The organism is Bradyrhizobium sp. 613_E4_N2_2 (genome assembly GCF_052075995.1).
In the GTDB taxonomy this organism is placed as follows: Bacteria; Pseudomonadota; Alphaproteobacteria; order Rhizobiales; family Xanthobacteraceae; genus Bradyrhizobium; species Bradyrhizobium barranii.
The window spans coordinates 7492124-7509707 of record NZ_CP197234.1 but is presented as its reverse complement, the minus strand read 5'-3'; the positions used below and the strand labels follow the sequence as shown (position 1 = coordinate 7509707).

The window sequence follows — 17584 nt, the reverse complement described above, 5'->3', positions numbered from 1 at the left end:
GGCGCCGGAACACGATATCTGCCCCGACAATGCCGACCGCCGCGCAAGGCACGATATGAACAGGCAGGGTATGACCGCGCCAGACCAAAATCGCCCCACCACGCTATCCGACGGCGTCGTCGACTGGCTGACCAACGGCACGAGCGACGAGCGCTTCATCGACAACATCTTTGCCGAGATGTGCATCCGCCTCCAGCAGGCGGGCATTCCGCTCAAGCGGTCGACGATGCACGTCCGGATCCAGCATCCGCAATGGCTCGGCGCCGCCTTCATGTGGTTGGATGGCATGCGCGAGGCGAAGATCTCGCGGGTCGACTTCGATGTGCTCGAGCGATCCGAGTTCATCGGCAGCCCTGTCAGCGAAATGCTGGACGGTGCGAGCGAACTCCGCGAGAACCTCGAAGGCGATCCGTCGCTCGGCCGCAGGCACGCGGTCTATGACGAGATGCGCGCGAAAGGTCTGACCGACTACGTCGCCTGGCCGCTCCACCACACACTCGGTAAGCGCCATCTCGTCACCTTCGCGACCGATCGCCCCGGCGGCTTCGACGACGCGCATCTGGTTGCGCTCAAGAACGTGCTGCCGGTGCTGGCGCTGGTCAGCGAGATCCGCGTCAAGAACCGCCTGGCGCGAACGCTGCTCGAGACCTATGTCGGCTCCCATGCCGGCGAGCTCATCCTGGCCGGGGCCACGCGGCGCGGCACCGGCACGACGGTGCGTGCCGCGATCATGATCTGCGACCTCCGTGACTTCACGAAGATCTCGGACAACTGGCCGCGCGACGACGTCATCGATCTCCTCAACGACTACTTCGACGCGATGTCGGAGCCGATCGCGCGGCACGGCGGCGAAATCCTGAAATTCATCGGCGACGGCCTGCTCGCCATTTTCCCGCTCAGCGGGCCCGGCGCCTGCGCAAACCTGCTGCGCGCCGTGACTGAAGCCCGGCAGGCTATGGCCGCGCTGAACGAACGGAACAACGGGACCGGCCGCGCGCCGCTGAACTACGGCATCGGCGTCCACGTCGGCGACGTCATGTACGGCAATATCGGATCGTCCAGCCGGCTCGACTTCACTGTCATCGGTCCCGCCGTCAACATGGCCTCCCGTCTCGAAGCCCTGACCAAGCAGCTCGGACGACCGGTGCTGCTCTCGCGCGCCTTCGCCGAGCTGGTCGAGCGGGAGTTCGAGCTCGAGCATGTCGGCAAATACGAGGTGCGCGGCTTCAGCGATCCGATCGAGCTGTTTGCGTTTCACGGCTGAGGCGGCATGCTCGCCGCAGCCGTCCGGTTGAAATCTCGCTGACGCAAGATTGCCGATGACCCGCGCGCCACCGATTGCGCGGCGTGGCGGAGAAATCCTGATCCTCATCGGCCACGGCCAGCTTGCCATCGTCCCGCACACCCCGGCATCTCCGAACGACGGTCGCCATCGCCGCCCGTCATGGCCTCGATGTGCCGTGATTGACGGTGCATGCGTGCGTCGCCGTGACGTCGATCCAGTTCCGGAATCGGGCGATCGCGCAAACGCGCAATCGTCGGGGTGCGTCCCCTGCGCGCGATGGAAGTCGTGCTTATGGGCAATATCGGACGCGTTGTTGAAAGATATGTTCGCGCAGGACGCCTAGGTTGGGTTCACTGGCGGCGTTGCGAACGGTGCCGCAAGATTTGGTCGAGGACAGTCGATGCGGCTGCCTCGATGCAACAGAAAAGGTGATCGACACATCGGACGCGACCACAAGAGGAGACGACAATGCCAAACTGTTCCCAAGTTTCTGGAAGTCGAACCGCTCGCTGTGCCGCGTGCGACGGTAAGTTTGGCCTAGTCCGCTACTACTCTTGGCGAAAGCCCCTTTGCTCGAAAAAGTGCGTCGAACGTTTGGCGACGCGCCGGCAGGGTGAGCGCGACTGGTTCGGTCGATTTCCGTCGGTTGTCGACATGTTTTCAGAAAACCGCGCGAGGCGCCTATGACCATGCAGATGTCACGACGAGGAAAGGAATATCTCGAGACGGCGCAGAGCCTGCTGCGCGCGGCCCGGACCATGACGGACATCGTGGTCGCGACCCGTCTCGAGATGCTGGCCAATGACTATCAGCGGCGCGCCGAAAAGGCATCAAGCGTCGATGCGGCGAGGTCATCGGCGCGTTCGGCCGGCACGCGATACGAATCGTACCCGTGATTGCGGGTTGCGCGGTGAGCCGGTCGCCCAATCAGGGCCGTCTGGTCAGTTTCCTCTCTTGCCACCCCGTGGAGCCGATATGGGCGAAGTTGTTCGACTGGTCACAAGAGCCGAGCGCGAGCGTGCGCGGCTGATCCGCGAAGCGCGCGCTAACTATGACGCCGTGTTTCCGCGGGCCGATCCCGACGGCGAGCGGCCCGTCGAGCCGCGGTCGACCACTCGGGCGGCGACGCAGAGCCCGAGTACGTCGAAGGAGCTCTCGTGACATGATCAAGATCATTGCCGTGCTCTGCAGCCTCTCGTCGCCGACAGATTGCCACGAGCAGATCGTCACGACCTCGGATTTCGCTGACGTGACGATGCAGTCCTGTCTGATGGGAGCGCCGCAGCTCGCCGAATGGATGGCGCAGCATCCGGCCGAACGTCTCGCGGCGTGGCGCTGCTCGATCGGCAAGCAGGAGGCTCGCCGGGGAGCGTAGGTGCGAGGAGCCCTGTTGCCAATGCAGGCATGTGCGAATACGTTGGCCCGAGGTCCGCCCACGTTCCTTCGACTGGCCGCGCGTTCATGCCAAAATTCCTTCGCATCGGAGTCCATCAGTCGAACGTATCGGGATACACGTCGAAGGCGTGGTGTGTCAGGCGCGTCGGCTCGGCGGTTTTCCTGAAGTGGGGCGGCGTGGAGGTCCAAGGCACCGGTGCCGGGCGCAAGGTCTACTGGACGCGCTCGCCGCAGGAGAAGACAGTTCGGTGCGGCACGGCGCAGCGTGCCCAGGATTACGCAAAGGCCGCGATCGCGCGGCGCCGCAGCCATCGCTATGAGCCGCTGGCCGGAGCTATCGCGCTCCGGCGCCCCCCCGCCGAGCGCGGCACCGATCTCAAGCGGGCGCTCGCCACCATCCTGATCGTCGATATCGTCGGCTCCACCGCCAAGGCCGCGAAGCTCGGCGATGCGCGCTGGACCAAGGTGATGGGCCATTATTACGCAGCCGTCCGCAAGGAGCTGAAGAGCTCGCGCGGAAAGGAAGTCGTGACGACGGGCGACGGCGTGCTAGCGACGTTCAAGGCGCCGGCTGCCGGGATCAGTTGCGCGACCGCGATCCAGAAGGCGGTGCGCACGCTGGGGCTAGAGATCAGGGTCGGCCTGCATGCGGGCGAGTATACGATCAGCGGCGGCGAAATGGTCGGTCTCGCCTTCCACATCGGCACCCGCGTCGCCGCGAAAGCGCGGGCCGGCGAAGTCTTGGTCTCGAGCGCGGTCAAGGATTTGCTGAAGGCACCATCGACGATCAGCTTCAGGGATCACGGCATGCACCAGCTCAAGGGCGTGCCGGAGCGGTGGAGGCTGTATCGGGTGGAGGCGTGAGGCGTCCGGCAAGGGTGGACACCGGACCGCCTTCGCGCCGCGCCGGCACGGCTTCAATGATGCGGCAGAATCTCGCCGAGGAATTTTTTGGTGCGCTCGTGCTGCGGGGCCCTGAAGAAGACTTCCGGCTCCGCCTCCTCGACGATCCGTCCCTCCGCCATGAAGATCACGCGGTCGGCGACCTGCCGGGCGAAGCCCATTTCATGGGTGACGCAGATCATGGTCATGCCGTCGGTCGCAAGCCCGATCATGGTGTCGAGCACCTCCTTGACCATTTCCGGGTCGAGCGCCGAGGTCGGCTCGTCGAACAGCATCACCTTGGGCTCCATGCACAGCGCCCGCGCGATCGCCGCGCGCTGCTGCTGACCGCCGGACAATTGCGCCGGGTATTTGTCCGCCTGGTTGAGGATTTTGACACGGTCGAGCAGCCGCCGCGCGGTCTCCTCGGCCGCCGGGCGCGGAATGCCGCGAGAGCGGATCGGCGCCAGCGTGCAGTTCTCCAGCACCGTCATGTGCGGGAACAGGTTGAATTGCTGGAACACCATGCCGACCTCGCGGCGCACCGCATCGACGGCCTTGCCTTGGCTGCCGAGATGGACGCCGTCGACGACGATCTCGCCCTTCTGGTAGCTCTCGAGCGCATTGATGCAGCGGATCAGGGTGGATTTGCCCGATCCGGACGGCCCGCACAGAACGATCTTTTCGCTCGCACGGACCGCCAGGTTGATGTCGGTGAGCACCTGGTAGGTGCCGTACCATTTGTTGACACCGCGCATCGCGATCATCGTGTCCGCCGTGGCTGCGACCGGCATGGCTGCGACCGACATGGCTGTGACCGACATGGCACTCTCCCTCAGCTGACGGTGAAGGGGATGCCGGGAATGCTGTCGGGGAAAGCCGGCAGCGGGTTGTTGATCCACTTCGGATAGATCCTGGCCCATTCGCCGCTGGCGATGATCTTGTCGATGAAGCCGTTGACGAAGGCGTTGATCTCCTTCTCGCCGAGCCGCGTGCAGGCGCCGTTATAGAGTTTGGTGAATTCGAGCTTGTTCTCGTAAGTGCCGGGTTTGGATTCGTTGAGGCGCGGAACGTAGAAGATGTTGCCGCCCACCGCCTGCACCTGCCCGGACAGCAGCGCCTGCATGGTCGGCGCATCGCCGTCGAAGCGGCGGATGGTGGTGCCGGGAGGCGCCGCCTTGGTCACGTCGGTGTCCTGCACACTGCCGCGCGCGACACCGATGACATATTTGCCCATGTCGGCCGGCGATTTGATCTCGATCTCCTTCGGCGCGATGAAGGTGATGATGTTGGCACCATAGGGCCTTGAGAACTGCACCGCCTTGGCGCGCTCCGGCAGCATCGCCATGGTCGCAAACAGGATGTCGACGCGTCCCGACGTCAGCGCCGGGATGCGATTGGCGACGGCCAGCGGTGTAAATTCCGCGGCGACGCCGAGCTCTTTTGCGAACAGCTCGGAGAGGTCGGCATCGAGGCCCTCCTGCTTGCCCGAGGAATTGACGAACCCCCAGGGCGGATTGTCGCCCTGGATCCCGATCAGCACCTTGCCGCGCGCCTTGATCTCCGCGGGCGTCACCGCGTAAGCGGCGCGCGACAGCACGAACGGCGAGGCGATCGCGGCGGCGCCGAGCGCCAGCATGTGGCGGCGATTGAACTGGATTGTCTTTTTGGTCATCATTCCCTCCTCTGTGTTGAATTCATCATCGTGCCGCGGTGACGAGCCGCCGCTCCAGCCAGGCGCCATAGAGCGAAAGCGGCCAGCACAGCGCGAAATAGAGCGCGCAGACCAGGCCGAGCACGAGCAGCGGCTTGAAGTTCTGGTTGGAGACGATGGTCCCGGCGCGCATCAGCTCGGTGAAGCCGATGATGGCGGCAAGCGAGGTGCCCTTGATCAACTGCACCAGGAACCCGATCGTCGCGGGCAGCGAAATGCGGATCGCCTGCGGCAGCACGACGTCCTTCATCCGGTCGAGATAGCCGAGGCTGAGCGCCTTGGCGGCCTCGACCTGGCCGCGCGGCACGGCCTCGATCGAGCCGCGCCAGATTTCGCCGAGGAAGGCGCCGGCATGCAGGGTGAAGCCGATCGAGACGGAAACCCAGGGATCGAGCTTCAGCCCGGCGAGCGCGAGGCCGTAATAGACAACGAACAGCTGCATCAGCAGCGGCGTGCCCTGGAACAGCGCGATGTAGGCGGCCGCGCCACGTTCGAGCCAGCGCCGGCCCGAGGTGCGCGCCAGTGCGACGCCGAGGCCGGCGACCGAGCCGAGCGCGAAGCCGATCGCGGACAGCGCCAGCGTCCATTTCAGGCCGCCGAGCAGGAACAGGAACTGGTTCTTGTCCATGCGCCGTCCTCACTTCACGGGATAGAGCAGGAAGCGCGCGTTGATCCGCGCGAACATCTGCATCAGCATCCACGACATCGCGAGATAGAGCAGCGTGACGACGCCATAGACCTCGAAGCTGCGGAACGTATTGGTCTCGATCGCCTGTCCGACCGAGGTCAGCTCATAGGCCGAGATCGCCGATGCGATGCTCGTCGTCAGCGTAAGCATGATGAACTGGCTGGTCAGCGACGGGAAAATCGCGCGCAGCGCCGGCTTCAGCACGATCAGGCGGAAGATCAGGGTCCGGCTCAGGCCGAGCGCCAGTCCCGCCTCGACCTGCCCCTTGTTGATCGACTGCACGCCGCCGCGGATAATCTCGATCGCATAGGCGCCGCCGTTGACGCCGAGCGCGATGATCGCGGTCAGCGTGGGATCGAGGCGGATGCCGACCATCGGCAGCGCGAAGAAGACGAAGTAGATCTGGCCGAGGAATGGCGTGTTGCGGATCGCCTCGACGAACGCGATGACTAGCCAGCGCAGCGACGCAAGCCGGGAATCGCGCAGCAGCACGCCGCCGATCCCGATGATCAGCGCCAGCACCATGCCCGACAGCGCCAGGCCGAGCGTGCCGGCACAGCCCCAGAGCAGCTCCGGCAGGCCCTCGATCACGGGTCCGAAATCGAACTTGTAGTTCACCTCGCTCCTCCCTCCGGGCCGCCCTCTTGGCGTGGCCGGGCCGCCCTCTTGGCGTGGCTTGGCCCGTTCGCGTCTGTCCGACGGCGGTGAAAGCCGTGCTCTAGGTCGTTGCCTGCTCGCCTTGTCCTAGCCCCGCGTAGCGCTCGCGCAGGTCGATGCGCCGTCGCGCCGTCGCGGCCTCTGCGATCGCGAGCGTCACCAGCAGGCTTCGCGCGCCGTCCTCGACCGGTTGCAGCGACGGCGTCACGCCCCGGACCACGTCGCGGAAATGATCGAGCTGGGCGACATAAGGATCGGTCGACGCCGCATGATTGGCCTGCGCCTGGATCGGCCTGTTCCAGTCCTGCGCGCCGCCTTCCTGCGTCCATTGATCGAGACTTGGGAATTCGATCGCGCCGCGGCGGCCCATCAGGCGGTAGCTGCTCTGTCCGCTGAACGGAAACTCCGGCGCCTCGCCGAGTCCCTGCTCCATCGTCCAGGGCGTCACCGCGCAGTCGCTGAGGAAGAACGTGCCGAGCGCGCCGTTCTCGAATTCGAGCAGCGCGGCGGCGGTATCCTCGACCGCGAAGCCGCGCTGCCGGTTCGCGGCGATGGCCTCCACGGCGACGATCTCGCCGACCGCGAAGCGCAGGAAGTCGATCTCGTGGATCAGATTGATCAGGATCGGCCCGCCACCGGCTTGCGAGCGCCAGGGCGCAGCCTTGAAATAGTCGGCCGGCTTGTGCGTGGCCCAGATCGCCGAGACGCCGACGACATCGCCGATACGGCCCTCGCCAAGCAGCGCCTTGAGCGCCTTCACCTGCCTATGATGGCGGCGGTGATGCCCGACCAGCGACCGAATGCCGGCCTTGCGGACTTCCGCGATCAGGCCGGCGGCGGTCTCCAGCGTATCGGTGACCGGCTTTTCGATCAGGATATGGATGCCGGCCCGCGCGCATGCGATGCCGTTCTCGGCGTGGAGCTGATTGGGCGACGCGATGATCACGGCCTCGGGCCGCGCCTCGTCGAGCAGCTTCCGGTAATCCGCGAAGACGCGTGCGCCGGGCTGCTCGGCCGCGACCTGCTCGGCGTTGACGTCGGCGATGCCGGCGAGCTCGTAGTCGCCATGCTCGGCCAGCTTGCGCAGATGTTTGCGCCCGATCAATCCTGCGCCGATCACGCCAATCCTGATTTTTGTCATCTCGTGCATTCCGTTGGGTTTAGGCCCAGCCGTGGCAGTCGCGGCGTCTGGCGCCGCGGGCCTGGCCTTCGAGCAAGTTCCTGGTCGCGTTGAACGCCGTGGCGATCCGCTCTCTCGCGTCGAGCGCCGGCAACGGCATCTCGACGCTGAGGGCGGCATCAGTGGGCAGCGCCTCCAGCAGTGCGCCGAGCGGCAGAGCGCCGTCGCCGGGCGGCAGCCGTCCCGCGCGCGCCTCGGCAATGATGGCCGCGTCCGTTGCCGGCGTTTCGGCGACGGCATCACAGAGTTGCGCGGCGCGGAGCCAATGGTCGGGAAGCGGGATCAGGTCGGCGGCGCGGCCGCCGGAGCGCGCCAGGTGCAACGCGTCGACCAGGATGGCGCCGTTGGTCTGGCCTGCGTCGCGGATGACCGCCGCGGCCTGCGCCAAATTGCCGATCGCGCGCCAGCGCATGAATTCGAGGTCGACGCGCAGTCCGAACGACGCGGCGAGTTGGCAGAGCTCGGCGAAACGCGCGGTGAGCCGGGACCGATCCGGATCGTCGCCCGAAGCGATGATCGCTGTGGCGCCGAGATCGGCGCCGGCTTCGATACAGCCTGCGAGCGAGGAGATGTCGATGGCGGGCTTGAGCTGGACCAGCTCGATGTCGCTGACCCGCACGCCCTCGCCGTCAAGCACGCGCTTCAGCGCTCGGTGGGCCTCGGTGCCGACCTGCGTCGGATAGGCCGGCCCGTCGCTGGTTGCCGGGATGAAGCGTAGCGCGACGGCTGCAAACCCGGCTCGCGCCGCCTCGGCAACCAGCGCCGTGGGCGCAAGCTCCAACGCGGTGAGATGGGCAAGGCCGAGCGCGGTCATGGCCTGCTCGCCCGCACAGGCAATCGCGGCAGTCGGGAGCTGGCGCGGCGGTCGCCGGTCAGGCGCATGTGTCTCCTCCCTCTTAATTAATCCATAGGTTAATTGATAATTACCCAATGGGATAATTGATGTCAAGGGCCCGCGATTGCGCTATGGAGGGAGGGCGATGCCGCGACCGGCCGCCGTGAAGGACCGAAGGGCCAGATGCCAGGTGTGAAGAAGCAGCCCGTCCGGGCGGCGAAGCCGGTGCCGATCAAGCGGCGCGACCGCGAGCGGACGCGGCAGGAGATCCTCGACATCGCCTTCGAGGAGTTCGCCGAGAACGGCTTGTCCGGCGGCAACACCGACGCCATCGCCGCCCGCGCCAACATCACCAAGCGGCTGATCTTCTACTATTTCAACTCGAAGGAAGAGCTGTTCACCGCGGTGCTGGAGATGGCCTATGCGGAGATGCGCGCCGCCGAGGAGGATCTGCATCTCGAGGCGCTGGAGCCGGAGGCCGCGATCCGCCGGCTTGCCGAATTCACCTTCGATTTCCACCAGGCCCATCCGCAATTCGTCCGCCTCGTCAGCATCGAGAACATCCATCGCGGACGGCACATGGCCATCAGCCGCAGGCTCAAGGAGATGACGCAGCCGAGCATCAGCCAGATTGCCAAGGTGCTGGAGCGCGGCGCGGCCTGCGGCGCGATCCGGCCCGGCATCGATCCGGTCGAACTGCATATGACGCTGAATGCGCTGAGCTTCTTCGCGGTCGCCAACCGTCACACGTTCGAGGCGCAATTCGCCTTCGACATGTCCTCGCCAAAGGCGAGGGCGCAGCGCCGCGCCGAGATCGCCGATCTGCTGTGGCGTTGTGTGCGGGGGGATCGAACGGCGGCGGTGTGAAGACCTCGCGCGGCCGGAGCGGGCAGGGCCCTCCGGCGCGCCTTCAAAGCTCCCGTCCGATCAAGCGGTCCGCCGAGAATCGCCCGCCGCCTCGAAACGACATGTGCAGGGCAACGAGGCCCATCAGGAACGGGTACTCCATGCCGCGATCGATCCAGGCCCATTTGGGGTAATGGATAAGGCAGATCATCGCCATCTGCACGGCGACCATCGGCGCGACGAGGCGGGTGAACAGCCCCGCGGCGAGCATGATGGCCCCGATGGTTTCCAGCAGCATCACGAAATAGCCGAACGCCACCGGGGCCGGAAAATGCAATGAATTGGTGATGAAATTGATGGAGCTCGCGAACGGATTGGCCATGGCGCCGTGGGACTCGCCGAGCAATTTCGGCAAGCCGTGCGTGAACAGGATCAATCCGAAGGCAACGCGCAGAAACGCATAGGAAACGGGATTGGCGATCTCGTAGAAATTTCGCAAGCCAGGCAACAGCAGGGACGCGGGGCTGTGCCGTGGGGCCCCGCCCGTGATCGCATCGCTCATGGTCATGATCTCCAGACGATGCGGCTTCAGATGATGCCGCCATTGGCGCGCAGGATCTGGCCGTTGATCCAGCCGCCGTCGGGCCCGACCAGGAACGAGATCGCGCGCGCGATGTCGTCGGGTTCGCCGAGACGATGCAGAGGCGTCCGATCGATGATCGGCGAGATGTCGTGCTGATTGGCGTTGTGGAATAGCTCGGTGTTGACAGGGCCCGGCGCGATCGCGTTGACCGTGATCCGCCTCACGCCCAGCTCCTTCGAGAGGATGTGGGTGATCGCCTCGATGCCGGCCTTGGTCGCGGCGTAAGCCGCATAGGTCGGCTGATAAAGCCCGACCACGCTCGTTGAGAAATTCACGATCCGGCCGCCCTCGCGCAGCCGCTTCGCCGCTTCACGCAGCGCATAGAAGGTGCCCGTGAGGTTGATCGCGATGGTCTGGTCCCACACCTCGTCGGTGGTCTGGGCCAATGGGGCGACCTTCATGATCCCGGCATTGTTGACGAGCACGTCGACGCCGCCGAACGCCGTCTCGGCCGCGTCGAACAGCGCGCGCACGTCAGCCAGCTTGCTGATGTCGGCTTTGACCGCAATCGCCGCTCCACCGGCGGCCTTGATCTTCGCCACCAGCGCCTCGGCTGGCGCAGCGCCGCTCGCATAGTTGACGACGACGGCGAGGCCGTCCCGCGCCAGCCGCTCGGCGACCGCCGCGCCAATGCCCTTCGAGCTGCCGGTGACGATGGCTGTGCGTGGGTGCTGGGTGGTCATGGTGGGGTCTCCCTGTTTGATGGGGAGATAATAGGCAGGGAGGTTGGCTGGATAATCCCGCTGGAATTGGCTTCACTGTTCGGGTGGGGCGAACAGTGAATGGTGCGGTATCCGCCGCTGACGGCTTGGCGGCCCTTACCTTGGCATGAGGGAGGTCACCACCTCAACGTCACCGCAGCCCCGTGCCTGTGTCAGCGTCACGCATCCTGTGGCGCGGCTGCACTGGCGGTCCGTCGCCGTGCCGGCAGGAAAAGCCCCGCAATCGCGCCGGCCAACGACAGCATTGCGGCGAGGCGCATCGCCGCAGCAAATCCGCTCTCGAAATGTGCGGCCGAGTAGGCCCCGCCGTTGGCCGAGAAGCTCGCCACCAGCGCAGCGATGCCGAACATGCCCCCGAGGAAGCGGCCCATGTTGAAGACGCCGGACGCCTTGCCCATTTCAGCCACCGCGACCGAGCTCAGGATCGCGTTCTGCGCTGCCGGCATCGCCATCGAGACGCCGACGCCGGCCAGCACCAGCGGCGCGACCAAGGCGGAGTAGGCGACCGTGGGGCTCACGATCTCCGCGATCCAGCCAAGGCCGATCGCCTGCATCAGCAATCCCGTCACCACCAGCGGCCGCTCGCCGAACCTGTTGACGACCGCGCCGGCGATCGGGGCGGTGACGAACAGCGTCGCGGTCCAGGGCAGCAGGCGAAGTCCGGCGCCGAAGGCGTCGAAGCCCAGCGTGGTCTGCAGGAACTGCGGCAGCAGGAACAAGACGCCATACATCGCGGCGTAGAACAGGACGCTTGCGGACATGCCGGAGGCGAGGGCGCGCGATGCAAACAGTCGCATCGGCACCATCGGCGCGGCCGCGCGCAATTCCCAGAGCACGAAGCCGGCTGTGAATACCAGGCCTGACATCAGCGTGCCCATGACCTCGGCGCTCGCCCACCCCACGGCGTTGCCGCGCAACAGGCTCCAGACCAGCGCCAGCGCCGCGAGGGCGACGAGCGCCAGTCCGGCGATGTCCAATGCGGAAGCCGGTCCGAAGCTTTCGCGCAAGCGTGCCAGCACCAGGGCGATCGCGATCAGGCCGATCGGCAGGTTGATCCAGAACACCCAGCGCCAGCCGAAATGTTCGGTGATGAAGCCGCCGATGGCGGGGCCGATGATCAGCGCGCAGCCGGTGATGCTGGCGAAAATGCCAAGCGCGCGGGCGCGCTCCTCGCGGCCGAACGTGCCGCTCAGGATCGCCATCGCCAGCGGCATCACCAAAGCGGCGCCGGCGCCCTGCAGCGCGCGGGCGGCGATCAGCGCGGTGGCATTGCCGGCGAGCGCACAGGCCGCCGATGCAACGACGAACAGGGCGATCCCGGCCGCGAACATGCGGCGGCGACCGAAGCGGTCGCCGAGCGCGGCGCCGGTCAGGAGCAGCACGGCAAAGGTCAGGTTGAAGGCGTTGACGGTCCATTGCAGCGTCTCGACCGGGCTGCCGAATTCGGCGCGGATGGTCGCGAATGCCGTCGTGATGATCATGGCGTCCAGCGCCATCATGAAGGATGCCAGCGCGGTGACGCCAAGCACCCAGTTCTTCTCGGCGCGATTGGTCGGGGTCTGCATCGCCCTCTCTCCGTGTGTCGAGCCACCCTGTCGCGGCGCGTTCTGTGGGCTAGACGAGGTCGGAGGGGCAAAGGATGCGCCCGGAAATAATTTTTCCCCGGCTGCATCCTTCGCCGGCCGCCAAACGTCCTTGGGGATGACGCGGCCATTGACGCGAGCTTGATCCGGAAAGCGGGGCACCGGTTTTCCGGGAGGGTCATGCCGAAATGGAAAGATGGCGCGCGATGGGCGAGCCAGGTCGCGAGATGAGCAAGGAGAGCGCGATGAAAAGGACGTTGATCAGGTACAAGGCCAAGCCCGAGCTGGCCGACAGGAACGCCGAGCTGGTTTCGGCGGTATTTGCCGAATTGAAGGCGGCCGGGCCGGACGGCGTGCGCTATCTGACGCTGCGGCTGGAGGACGACACCTTCATCCATCTGGTCGAGGCCGCGGCCGAGGACGGCTCGAGCCCGATCCCGAAACTCAGGGCGTTTCAGGCGTTCCAGGACGGCATCCGCGACCGCTGCGCCGAGCCGCCGCTGGTTCGTGATGTGAGGATCGTCGGCAACTACCGTATGCTGAACGAGTCCTGACCAGGCGAGGCGGAGGAACAATGGCGCCAGAGCCACTGGCCACCATCGATATCGAGGCGCTGCTGGCGCAGATGCGGCCGAAGCTGCATCGCTACTGCGCGCGCATGGTCGGCTCGGTCATCGACGGTGAGGATGTGCTGCAGGATGCGCTGATCAAGGCGATGGGAGCGCTGCAATCGGTCACGCCCGTCGTCAATACGGAGGGCTGGCTGTTCCGCATCGCGCACAACACCGCGCTGGATTTCCTGCGCCGCCGCAACCGACAGGAGGCGCTTCATTCGGCTGAGGAGGTGGAGATGATTGCCGACCAGCTCGATGATGTGGAAAGCCGCCAGATCGCTGCGACCAGCCTGCGCACCTTCATGCGGCTGCCGGTGGCGCAGCGGTCCAGCGTGATCCTGATGGACGTGCTCGGCTGCTCGCTTGCCGAGGTCTGCGACATCATGGATTTCAGCCTGCCGGCGGTGAAGGCCGCGCTGCATCGCGGGCGCACGCAGCTGCGTGAGTTCGCCGAGGAGCCTGACGATGTGCCGCAGCCAGGCCTGTCGGAGGCCGATCGCACGCGGCTCAACGCCTATGTCGGCCATTTCAATGCGCGCGACTTCGACGCGATCCGCGCCATGATCGCCGATGACGTCAGGCTCGAGCTCATCAACCGCACCAGGCTGAACGGCAAGGCCGAGGTGTCGCGCTATTTCGGCAATTATTCGAAGATCAGCGACTGGCACCTGGTGACGGGGCAGGTCGACGGACGTCCCGCGATCCTGGTGTTCGATCCGAATGAGCCGAGCGGGCGGGCGAAATATTTCATGCTGTTGAACTGGTCCGCCGACAAGCTCGCCATCATCAGGGATTTTCGTCACGCAGCCTACGTTATCGATGGTGCGGAGTGCGTAGTGGATGGAGGGTGAGTGGGCGTGGCCGGCAGCGTGGTCCGCGCTTCAGTTTCAATGACCGCTGAGTGGGGAGGGGGCATCGACTTGCCCGGGGGCCTCGCCGCTTGTTGGAGAGCCCCGCCGGTGCTATTGGTCTCCACCGCCTCTTCGCTTCCATTCAGTCCGGGCAGAACATCTATGGCGCGCGTTGCTCGAGTGGATTTGCCGCAGCGTTCGGTGCTCAAGCCGCTCTACGCCAAGGCGGGCTTCGCTGACGCATTCGCGATCGATCTGCCGAGCCATGCGACGGGCGACGCCGAGCGCCTCGCCACCCATATGCTTATGGGTCAGGCGCGGTGGGTTGGCTGGCTGGTGGCTCTAAGGGACACTTTGGTTGCGGGGTTCGGTCTTAAGACATCGTCTGACTTGCGCGATGACGTTGCGACCGACAGGATCGATTTCTTTCGGGTCTACGATCGGCGTCGTCATGAGATTATCCTTGGCGAGGACGATCGCCATCTCGACTTCCGTTTGTCCGTTTTGGTTGAAGAGTCCGCCTTGTGCCGCCGACTTGTCGCCACAACGGTCGTGACCTTCAATCATTTGGGAGGGCGGGCCTATATCGCGGGAATCGCGCCCTTCCATCGCCTGATCGTAAAGTCGTCCTTGCGTCGAGCCGAGCGATCGGGCTGGCCAGCTGAACTGTAAGGTCGCGCGCCGCGGCGCAAGAGCGGAGCACGGGCGTGCCGCCCCTGTGGCACATAACAGCGATTTAATCTCTCCGGCTGCGAAGTATTCGAGATCTCAAACGTTAGCTTACGAGAGTCCTCGCATCCGGCGAGCGCTACACAGGAGTTCCCTCATGCATCGTCATCTTGCCATCGCCGTCCTTGCGGCCGTTTCCACCTTGACCGTCGCGGCATCCTCTACCGCCGCGTCCGCAACCGAGGTGCAAGACAATTATTGCCTGCAGGGCCGCCAATCGGGCTACCCCGGCAATTGCGAGTTTTCCACCTATGAGCAGTGCCGCGCCACCGCGAGCGGCACCAACGAGAGCTGCGGTATCAACCCGATGCGGGCCTACGCGCCGCAGCAGCAACGGCACGTGCTGCATCGCAGCCGGGATTGAGCGGCAAGCGATGAAGGGCGCCGGCGACGGCGCCCTTGTTCGATGTGGCTGCTCCACCGAAGCAGCCGCAATGCGTCGGGACGCATAGGCTGCCCGTCGATGGCGAGCAATCCAGCGCTGTCGTCGTCATCTCCCGAAACCGCGAAAGACCCGATGCGGCCCTCGATCGCAAACATCGGGAATCGCGGCGACCGGAGTACTCGATAATCTTCGCGATCGGAGAGGCGAGCGCGATCATGTCCAGGTTCCTGCAATGGTTCTTTCGGAATCGCGAAACCGGTGACATCACGATCGCCCAGGCCCCCAACCTCGTTCTCTGGGTCGTCATCGTGGCCGGTGCCCTGCGCTGGATCTGGCAGCCGCCGGGCAATGCCGCTATTGCCCTGGACATCGTGTTCAAAGGCGGCCTCATCGTTTGGGCCCTCGACGAGATTTTCCGCGGGGTGAACCCATGGCGGCGCTGTCTTGGCGGAGCCGTGCTGGCTTATGAGCTCACGACCTTTCTGTGATGGATCGCCCAGAATACCGCACGAAGCTTGATGTTGCCGGCCGGAATACCAGTGGCTTCATGGTGCGGGCTACTACGGTGACAGTGCTTGACTGCACCCCGTAAGATATTTGACGTTGTGAACGATAAAGCTGGTCAGGATAGCCGACCGAGAACGAGAGCCATCCAACGATGACGACCTACGTGGCCCTGCTTTACAGTGTGGTTCTCCCGCTCGGCCGGCGATTGGCGATGGCCGAGCTGCGTGCCATGGCGCAAGGCCTCGGCCTCCACGACCCCAGAACCATCGGCGCGACGGGAAATCTGACGTTTGACAGCGACAAGGCGTCGATTTCCGAGTTGGAAGAAAATCTCGAAGCGGCCTTCAACGTGCGGTTCGGCAAGCATGTCGCAATCATCGTTCGCAACGCTGACGCGTGGCGACGCCTGCTACGCGCAAACCCGTTTCGTGCCGAAGCGACCGCTGATCCGCAAAGGGTCGCCGTTCGCGTGATGCGCAGTCCAATCCCGAAAGGTGGCGAAAACGCCCTCGCACGCTATGTCAGCGATGAACGAATAGCCGTCGCCGGCGGCGATCTCTGGATCCATTTTACGGGCGATCCAGCGCGATCGCGTTTGCTTTCGGCGTTAGGCGCGGGGCGCCTGAAGGGCGTCGGCACGTTGCGCAACACGAATACGCTAAGGCGAATCGGTGACGCCGTGACTTCGGTCCGATCCAGCCGGGCTGATCAAAAATAAAATCGATTGCTTGGAAGTGCACTGTCATCTCAATCCCCCGGGAATAGAGCGGTCATCAACTCAACATCACCGCACCCCCGTGCCCTTGCAGCGCTGGCACTTCACCACCTTCTCGCCCTTCTTGAGCAAGCCTTTGCCCTCGCAATTTTTGCATTTCTGCTTCTTTTTGATGTTCGGGCCTTTTTCACTGACCATAAAATTCTCCTGCCGCGTGAGAGCGGTCGATTGGCGCCTTGTTTCGGTTGGGCTCGCCCGGCAGAACAGCCGAGTGGCGTCGGGTAAGCCCTGCACTATGCCGGTTTTGGCACGACCAGCACCGGCACGCTTCCGTACACCAGGACCTCGGATGTCTGGCTGCCCAGAAACAGCTTCCTGAGGCCGCGACGCCCATGAGAGGCCATGACGATCAAGTCGCAGCCTCTCGACTCTGCTGTTTCAATGATCGCAGTCGCCGGGTGCGCATTCGGAACGTGCAGGAGTTCCGCAGGCGTGCCGATCTGCTCCGACATGGCGCGCGCTTCATCGAGCACTTTGCCTGCACGGGCTTTGCAGGCTGCGTCATAGCTGTCAACCTCCTCCTGGGTCGGAATCCATCCCGAGGCGTGTCCGCTCCCATAGTCGACCGGCAGCGCTTCCGTCACAGTGATGATCGTCAGCCTGGCGTTCAACGCCTTCGCCAGGGCAATGCCATGCTCAACGCCTTTTCGCGCGACGTCCGATCCGTCCGTGCTCAAGAGAATGTTGGCGTACATTCGATTAATCCTTTGCTCTTCGAACAAAGTGATGCCTGGGTAATATGATCTCATACGCGCCGTGGGTCCATCCGCGTTTTCGGTCTCGCCGTCACAGCCTCAACAAGGTTCGCCTCGCACCGCGTGGACGCGCCCGGCTCTCGGCTAACTAAACTTTTATTCACGTTCGATGCAGGCAACCGAATCTGGCGTAGAGCTCTGTCTCGTGTCCGAGAAGATTGTACGCGCCTCGGAAACTACTTTGTGACTTGGGAATAAGCGCGCGACAACGCACGTCTAAGGGTGGTGGATCGGATCTCTTGCCTCGCGGGGGATCCCCCAAACGAAAGGAACCACCACGATGACACCATTCAAAAATCTCGTCGGATCAGTCCTGTCCAAGGCGTTGTTGACCGGACTGGTCGTCACCGCAATCTTCAGCACGCCGCTCCAGGCGCGTGAGCACCGCACTGGCGATCGGCACACCGAACAGGGCGTGGGGGCGAGCTCCCGCTTCGAGCGATCGATCGCTGCGCCGGCCTACCACGCATTTGCGCCAGTGCCCTCGGATCAACCGGGTGGAGTTTGCGACCACGGGGATAACCCCATGATATGCTGA

23 protein-coding genes are annotated in these 17584 nt (G+C 64.7%); 12 read left to right on the top strand and 11 right to left on the bottom strand.

Annotation, left to right across the window (positions count from 1 at the left end):
* Positions 1-70 precede the first annotated feature (70 nt).
* From AB7290_RS35505 to AB7290_RS35485, 5 genes are all read left to right on the top strand, one after another.
* Positions 71-1264, top strand: coding sequence for an adenylate/guanylate cyclase domain-containing protein (locus AB7290_RS35505; RefSeq protein ID WP_085403326.1), 1194 nt, complete (start codon positions 71-73; stop codon positions 1262-1264).
* Positions 1265-1968: 704 nt separating this feature from the next.
* Complete coding sequence (locus AB7290_RS35500) at positions 1969-2181, top strand: hypothetical protein (protein ID WP_063985337.1); 213 nt, start codon at positions 1969-1971, stop codon at positions 2179-2181.
* Between the two features lie 79 nt (positions 2182-2260).
* Entirely contained in the window at positions 2261-2446 is a 186-nt protein-coding gene (locus tag AB7290_RS35495) for a hypothetical protein (protein ID WP_085403277.1), read from the top strand.
* A 1-nt stretch (position 2447) separates the two neighbouring features.
* A complete protein-coding gene (locus AB7290_RS35490) occupies positions 2448-2660 on the top strand; it encodes a hypothetical protein (RefSeq protein WP_014497603.1) in 213 nt (70 codons plus the stop codon).
* A gap of 86 nt (positions 2661-2746) precedes the next feature.
* Positions 2747-3544 (top strand): adenylate/guanylate cyclase domain-containing protein, encoded by a 798-nt coding sequence (locus AB7290_RS35485; protein WP_085403327.1) that lies wholly within the window; start codon positions 2747-2749, stop codon positions 3542-3544.
* A 53-nt stretch (positions 3545-3597) separates the two neighbouring features.
* On the opposite strand, the gene AB7290_RS35480 is transcribed toward AB7290_RS35485, so the two are convergent.
* The 6 genes from AB7290_RS35480 to AB7290_RS35455 all read right to left on the bottom strand — a co-directional run bounded on the left by AB7290_RS35480 (position 3598) and on the right by AB7290_RS35455 (position 8615).
* Positions 3598-4356: an amino acid ABC transporter ATP-binding protein gene (locus AB7290_RS35480; protein ID WP_085403328.1), complete on the bottom strand. Its 759-nt coding sequence runs from the start codon at positions 4354-4356 to the stop codon at positions 3598-3600.
* A gap of 41 nt (positions 4357-4397) precedes the next feature.
* Entirely contained in the window at positions 4398-5240 is an 843-nt protein-coding gene (locus tag AB7290_RS35475; protein WP_167768141.1) for a transporter substrate-binding domain-containing protein, read from the bottom strand.
* A 22-nt stretch (positions 5241-5262) separates the two neighbouring features.
* The gene (locus AB7290_RS35470) at positions 5263-5904 is read right to left on the bottom strand and encodes an amino acid ABC transporter permease (RefSeq protein ID WP_063985335.1); all 642 of its coding nucleotides are present in this window, start codon (positions 5902-5904) and stop codon (positions 5263-5265) included.
* A 9-nt stretch (positions 5905-5913) separates the two neighbouring features.
* Positions 5914-6582 (bottom strand): amino acid ABC transporter permease, encoded by a 669-nt coding sequence (locus AB7290_RS35465; protein ID WP_085403278.1) that lies wholly within the window; start codon positions 6580-6582, stop codon positions 5914-5916.
* 100 nt (positions 6583-6682) lie between these two features.
* The gene (locus tag AB7290_RS35460) at positions 6683-7762 is read right to left on the bottom strand and encodes a Gfo/Idh/MocA family protein (RefSeq protein ID WP_094184291.1); all 1080 of its coding nucleotides are present in this window, start codon (positions 7760-7762) and stop codon (positions 6683-6685) included.
* A 19-nt stretch (positions 7763-7781) separates the two neighbouring features.
* Positions 7782-8615 (bottom strand): sugar phosphate isomerase/epimerase family protein, encoded by an 834-nt coding sequence (locus tag AB7290_RS35455; protein ID WP_085403280.1) that lies wholly within the window; start codon positions 8613-8615, stop codon positions 7782-7784.
* Positions 8616-8819: 204 nt separating this feature from the next.
* Here AB7290_RS35455 and AB7290_RS35450 point away from each other — a divergent pair, with 204 nt between their 5' ends.
* Positions 8820-9503 carry a TetR/AcrR family transcriptional regulator gene (locus AB7290_RS35450; protein ID WP_085403281.1) on the top strand — a complete coding sequence of 228 codons (684 nt, stop codon included), beginning with the start codon at positions 8820-8822 and terminating at the stop codon, positions 9501-9503.
* Positions 9504-9546: 43 nt separating this feature from the next.
* Here AB7290_RS35450 and AB7290_RS35445 read toward each other — a convergent pair whose 3' ends face one another.
* The 3 genes from AB7290_RS35445 to AB7290_RS35435 all read right to left on the bottom strand — a co-directional run bounded on the left by AB7290_RS35445 (position 9547) and on the right by AB7290_RS35435 (position 12412).
* A complete protein-coding gene (locus AB7290_RS35445; RefSeq protein ID WP_167768142.1) occupies positions 9547-10044 on the bottom strand; it encodes a DoxX family protein in 498 nt (165 codons plus the stop codon).
* Between the two features lie 26 nt (positions 10045-10070).
* Positions 10071-10808: an SDR family oxidoreductase gene (locus AB7290_RS35440; protein WP_028158991.1), complete on the bottom strand. Its 738-nt coding sequence runs from the start codon at positions 10806-10808 to the stop codon at positions 10071-10073.
* A gap of 197 nt (positions 10809-11005) precedes the next feature.
* Positions 11006-12412: a DHA2 family efflux MFS transporter permease subunit gene (locus AB7290_RS35435; protein ID WP_085403282.1), complete on the bottom strand. Its 1407-nt coding sequence runs from the start codon at positions 12410-12412 to the stop codon at positions 11006-11008.
* A gap of 263 nt (positions 12413-12675) precedes the next feature.
* On the opposite strand from AB7290_RS35435, the gene AB7290_RS35430 reads away from it, so the two are divergent.
* The 6 genes from AB7290_RS35430 (at position 12676) to AB7290_RS35405 (ending at position 16234) form a co-directional block, all read left to right on the top strand.
* A complete protein-coding gene (locus AB7290_RS35430) occupies positions 12676-12984 on the top strand; it encodes a hypothetical protein (RefSeq protein ID WP_071917696.1) in 309 nt (102 codons plus the stop codon).
* Between the two features lie 20 nt (positions 12985-13004).
* Positions 13005-13895 (top strand): sigma-70 family RNA polymerase sigma factor, encoded by an 891-nt coding sequence (locus tag AB7290_RS35425; protein ID WP_085403283.1) that lies wholly within the window; start codon positions 13005-13007, stop codon positions 13893-13895.
* Positions 13896-14057: 162 nt separating this feature from the next.
* The gene (locus tag AB7290_RS35420) at positions 14058-14567 is read left to right on the top strand and encodes a DUF2867 domain-containing protein (RefSeq protein ID WP_063985328.1); all 510 of its coding nucleotides are present in this window, start codon (positions 14058-14060) and stop codon (positions 14565-14567) included.
* A 154-nt stretch (positions 14568-14721) separates the two neighbouring features.
* A complete protein-coding gene (locus AB7290_RS35415) occupies positions 14722-14988 on the top strand; it encodes a DUF3551 domain-containing protein (RefSeq protein WP_085403284.1) in 267 nt (88 codons plus the stop codon).
* Positions 14989-15224: 236 nt separating this feature from the next.
* Positions 15225-15497, top strand: a complete 273-nt coding sequence (locus AB7290_RS35410) for a hypothetical protein (protein ID WP_085403331.1) — start codon at positions 15225-15227, stop codon at positions 15495-15497.
* Positions 15498-15667: 170 nt separating this feature from the next.
* Entirely contained in the window at positions 15668-16234 is a 567-nt protein-coding gene (locus AB7290_RS35405; RefSeq protein WP_085403285.1) for a DUF1697 domain-containing protein, read from the top strand.
* 66 nt (positions 16235-16300) lie between these two features.
* Here the strand turns inward: AB7290_RS35405 and AB7290_RS35400 are convergent, their stop codons facing one another.
* Both AB7290_RS35400 and AB7290_RS35395 read right to left on the bottom strand, forming a co-directional pair.
* Positions 16301-16429 carry a hypothetical protein gene (locus tag AB7290_RS35400; protein WP_256376431.1) on the bottom strand — a complete coding sequence of 43 codons (129 nt, stop codon included), beginning with the start codon at positions 16427-16429 and terminating at the stop codon, positions 16301-16303.
* Positions 16430-16524: 95 nt separating this feature from the next.
* Entirely contained in the window at positions 16525-16986 is a 462-nt protein-coding gene (locus AB7290_RS35395) for a universal stress protein (protein ID WP_085403286.1), read from the bottom strand.
* Between the last annotated feature and the right edge of the window lie 598 nt (positions 16987-17584).

Bases quoted from the DNA above. Each gene is read 5' to 3' on its own strand.
- AB7290_RS35470 (WP_063985335.1), bottom strand. From the start codon at position 5,904: ATGGACAAGAACCAGTTCCTGTTCCTGCTCGGCGGCCTGAAATGGACG.
- AB7290_RS35500 (WP_063985337.1), top strand. From the start codon at position 1,969: ATGACCATGCAGATGTCACGACGAGGAAAGGAATATCTCGAGACGGCG.
- AB7290_RS35425 (WP_085403283.1), top strand. From the start codon at position 13,005: ATGGCGCCAGAGCCACTGGCCACCATCGATATCGAGGCGCTGCTGGCG.
- AB7290_RS35440 (WP_028158991.1), bottom strand. From the start codon at position 10,808: ATGACCACCCAGCACCCACGCACAGCCATCGTCACCGGCAGCTCGAAG.
- AB7290_RS35405 (WP_085403285.1), top strand. From the start codon at position 15,668: ATGACGACCTACGTGGCCCTGCTTTACAGTGTGGTTCTCCCGCTCGGC.
- AB7290_RS35475 (WP_167768141.1), bottom strand. From the start codon at position 5,240: ATGATGACCAAAAAGACAATCCAGTTCAATCGCCGCCACATGCTGGCG.
- AB7290_RS35395 (WP_085403286.1), bottom strand. From the start codon at position 16,986: ATGTACGCCAACATTCTCTTGAGCACGGACGGATCGGACGTCGCGCGA.
- AB7290_RS35505 (WP_085403326.1), top strand. From the start codon at position 71: ATGACCGCGCCAGACCAAAATCGCCCCACCACGCTATCCGACGGCGTC.
- AB7290_RS35490 (WP_014497603.1), top strand. From the start codon at position 2,448: ATGATCAAGATCATTGCCGTGCTCTGCAGCCTCTCGTCGCCGACAGAT.
- AB7290_RS35455 (WP_085403280.1), bottom strand. From the start codon at position 8,615: ATGACCGCGCTCGGCCTTGCCCATCTCACCGCGTTGGAGCTTGCGCCC.
- AB7290_RS35400 (WP_256376431.1), bottom strand. From the start codon at position 16,429: ATGGTCAGTGAAAAAGGCCCGAACATCAAAAAGAAGCAGAAATGCAAA.
- AB7290_RS35435 (WP_085403282.1), bottom strand. From the start codon at position 12,412: ATGCAGACCCCGACCAATCGCGCCGAGAAGAACTGGGTGCTTGGCGTC.
- AB7290_RS35485 (WP_085403327.1), top strand. From the start codon at position 2,747: ATGCCAAAATTCCTTCGCATCGGAGTCCATCAGTCGAACGTATCGGGA.
- AB7290_RS35480 (WP_085403328.1), bottom strand. From the start codon at position 4,356: ATGCCGGTCGCAGCCACGGCGGACACGATGATCGCGATGCGCGGTGTC.
- AB7290_RS35450 (WP_085403281.1), top strand. From the start codon at position 8,820: ATGCCAGGTGTGAAGAAGCAGCCCGTCCGGGCGGCGAAGCCGGTGCCG.
- AB7290_RS35420 (WP_063985328.1), top strand. From the start codon at position 14,058: ATGGCGCGCGTTGCTCGAGTGGATTTGCCGCAGCGTTCGGTGCTCAAG.
- AB7290_RS35460 (WP_094184291.1), bottom strand. From the start codon at position 7,762: ATGACAAAAATCAGGATTGGCGTGATCGGCGCAGGATTGATCGGGCGC.
- AB7290_RS35415 (WP_085403284.1), top strand. From the start codon at position 14,722: ATGCATCGTCATCTTGCCATCGCCGTCCTTGCGGCCGTTTCCACCTTG.
- AB7290_RS35445 (WP_167768142.1), bottom strand. From the start codon at position 10,044: ATGAGCGATGCGATCACGGGCGGGGCCCCACGGCACAGCCCCGCGTCC.
- AB7290_RS35430 (WP_071917696.1), top strand. From the start codon at position 12,676: ATGAAAAGGACGTTGATCAGGTACAAGGCCAAGCCCGAGCTGGCCGAC.
- AB7290_RS35410 (WP_085403331.1), top strand. From the start codon at position 15,225: ATGTCCAGGTTCCTGCAATGGTTCTTTCGGAATCGCGAAACCGGTGAC.
- AB7290_RS35495 (WP_085403277.1), top strand. From the start codon at position 2,261: ATGGGCGAAGTTGTTCGACTGGTCACAAGAGCCGAGCGCGAGCGTGCG.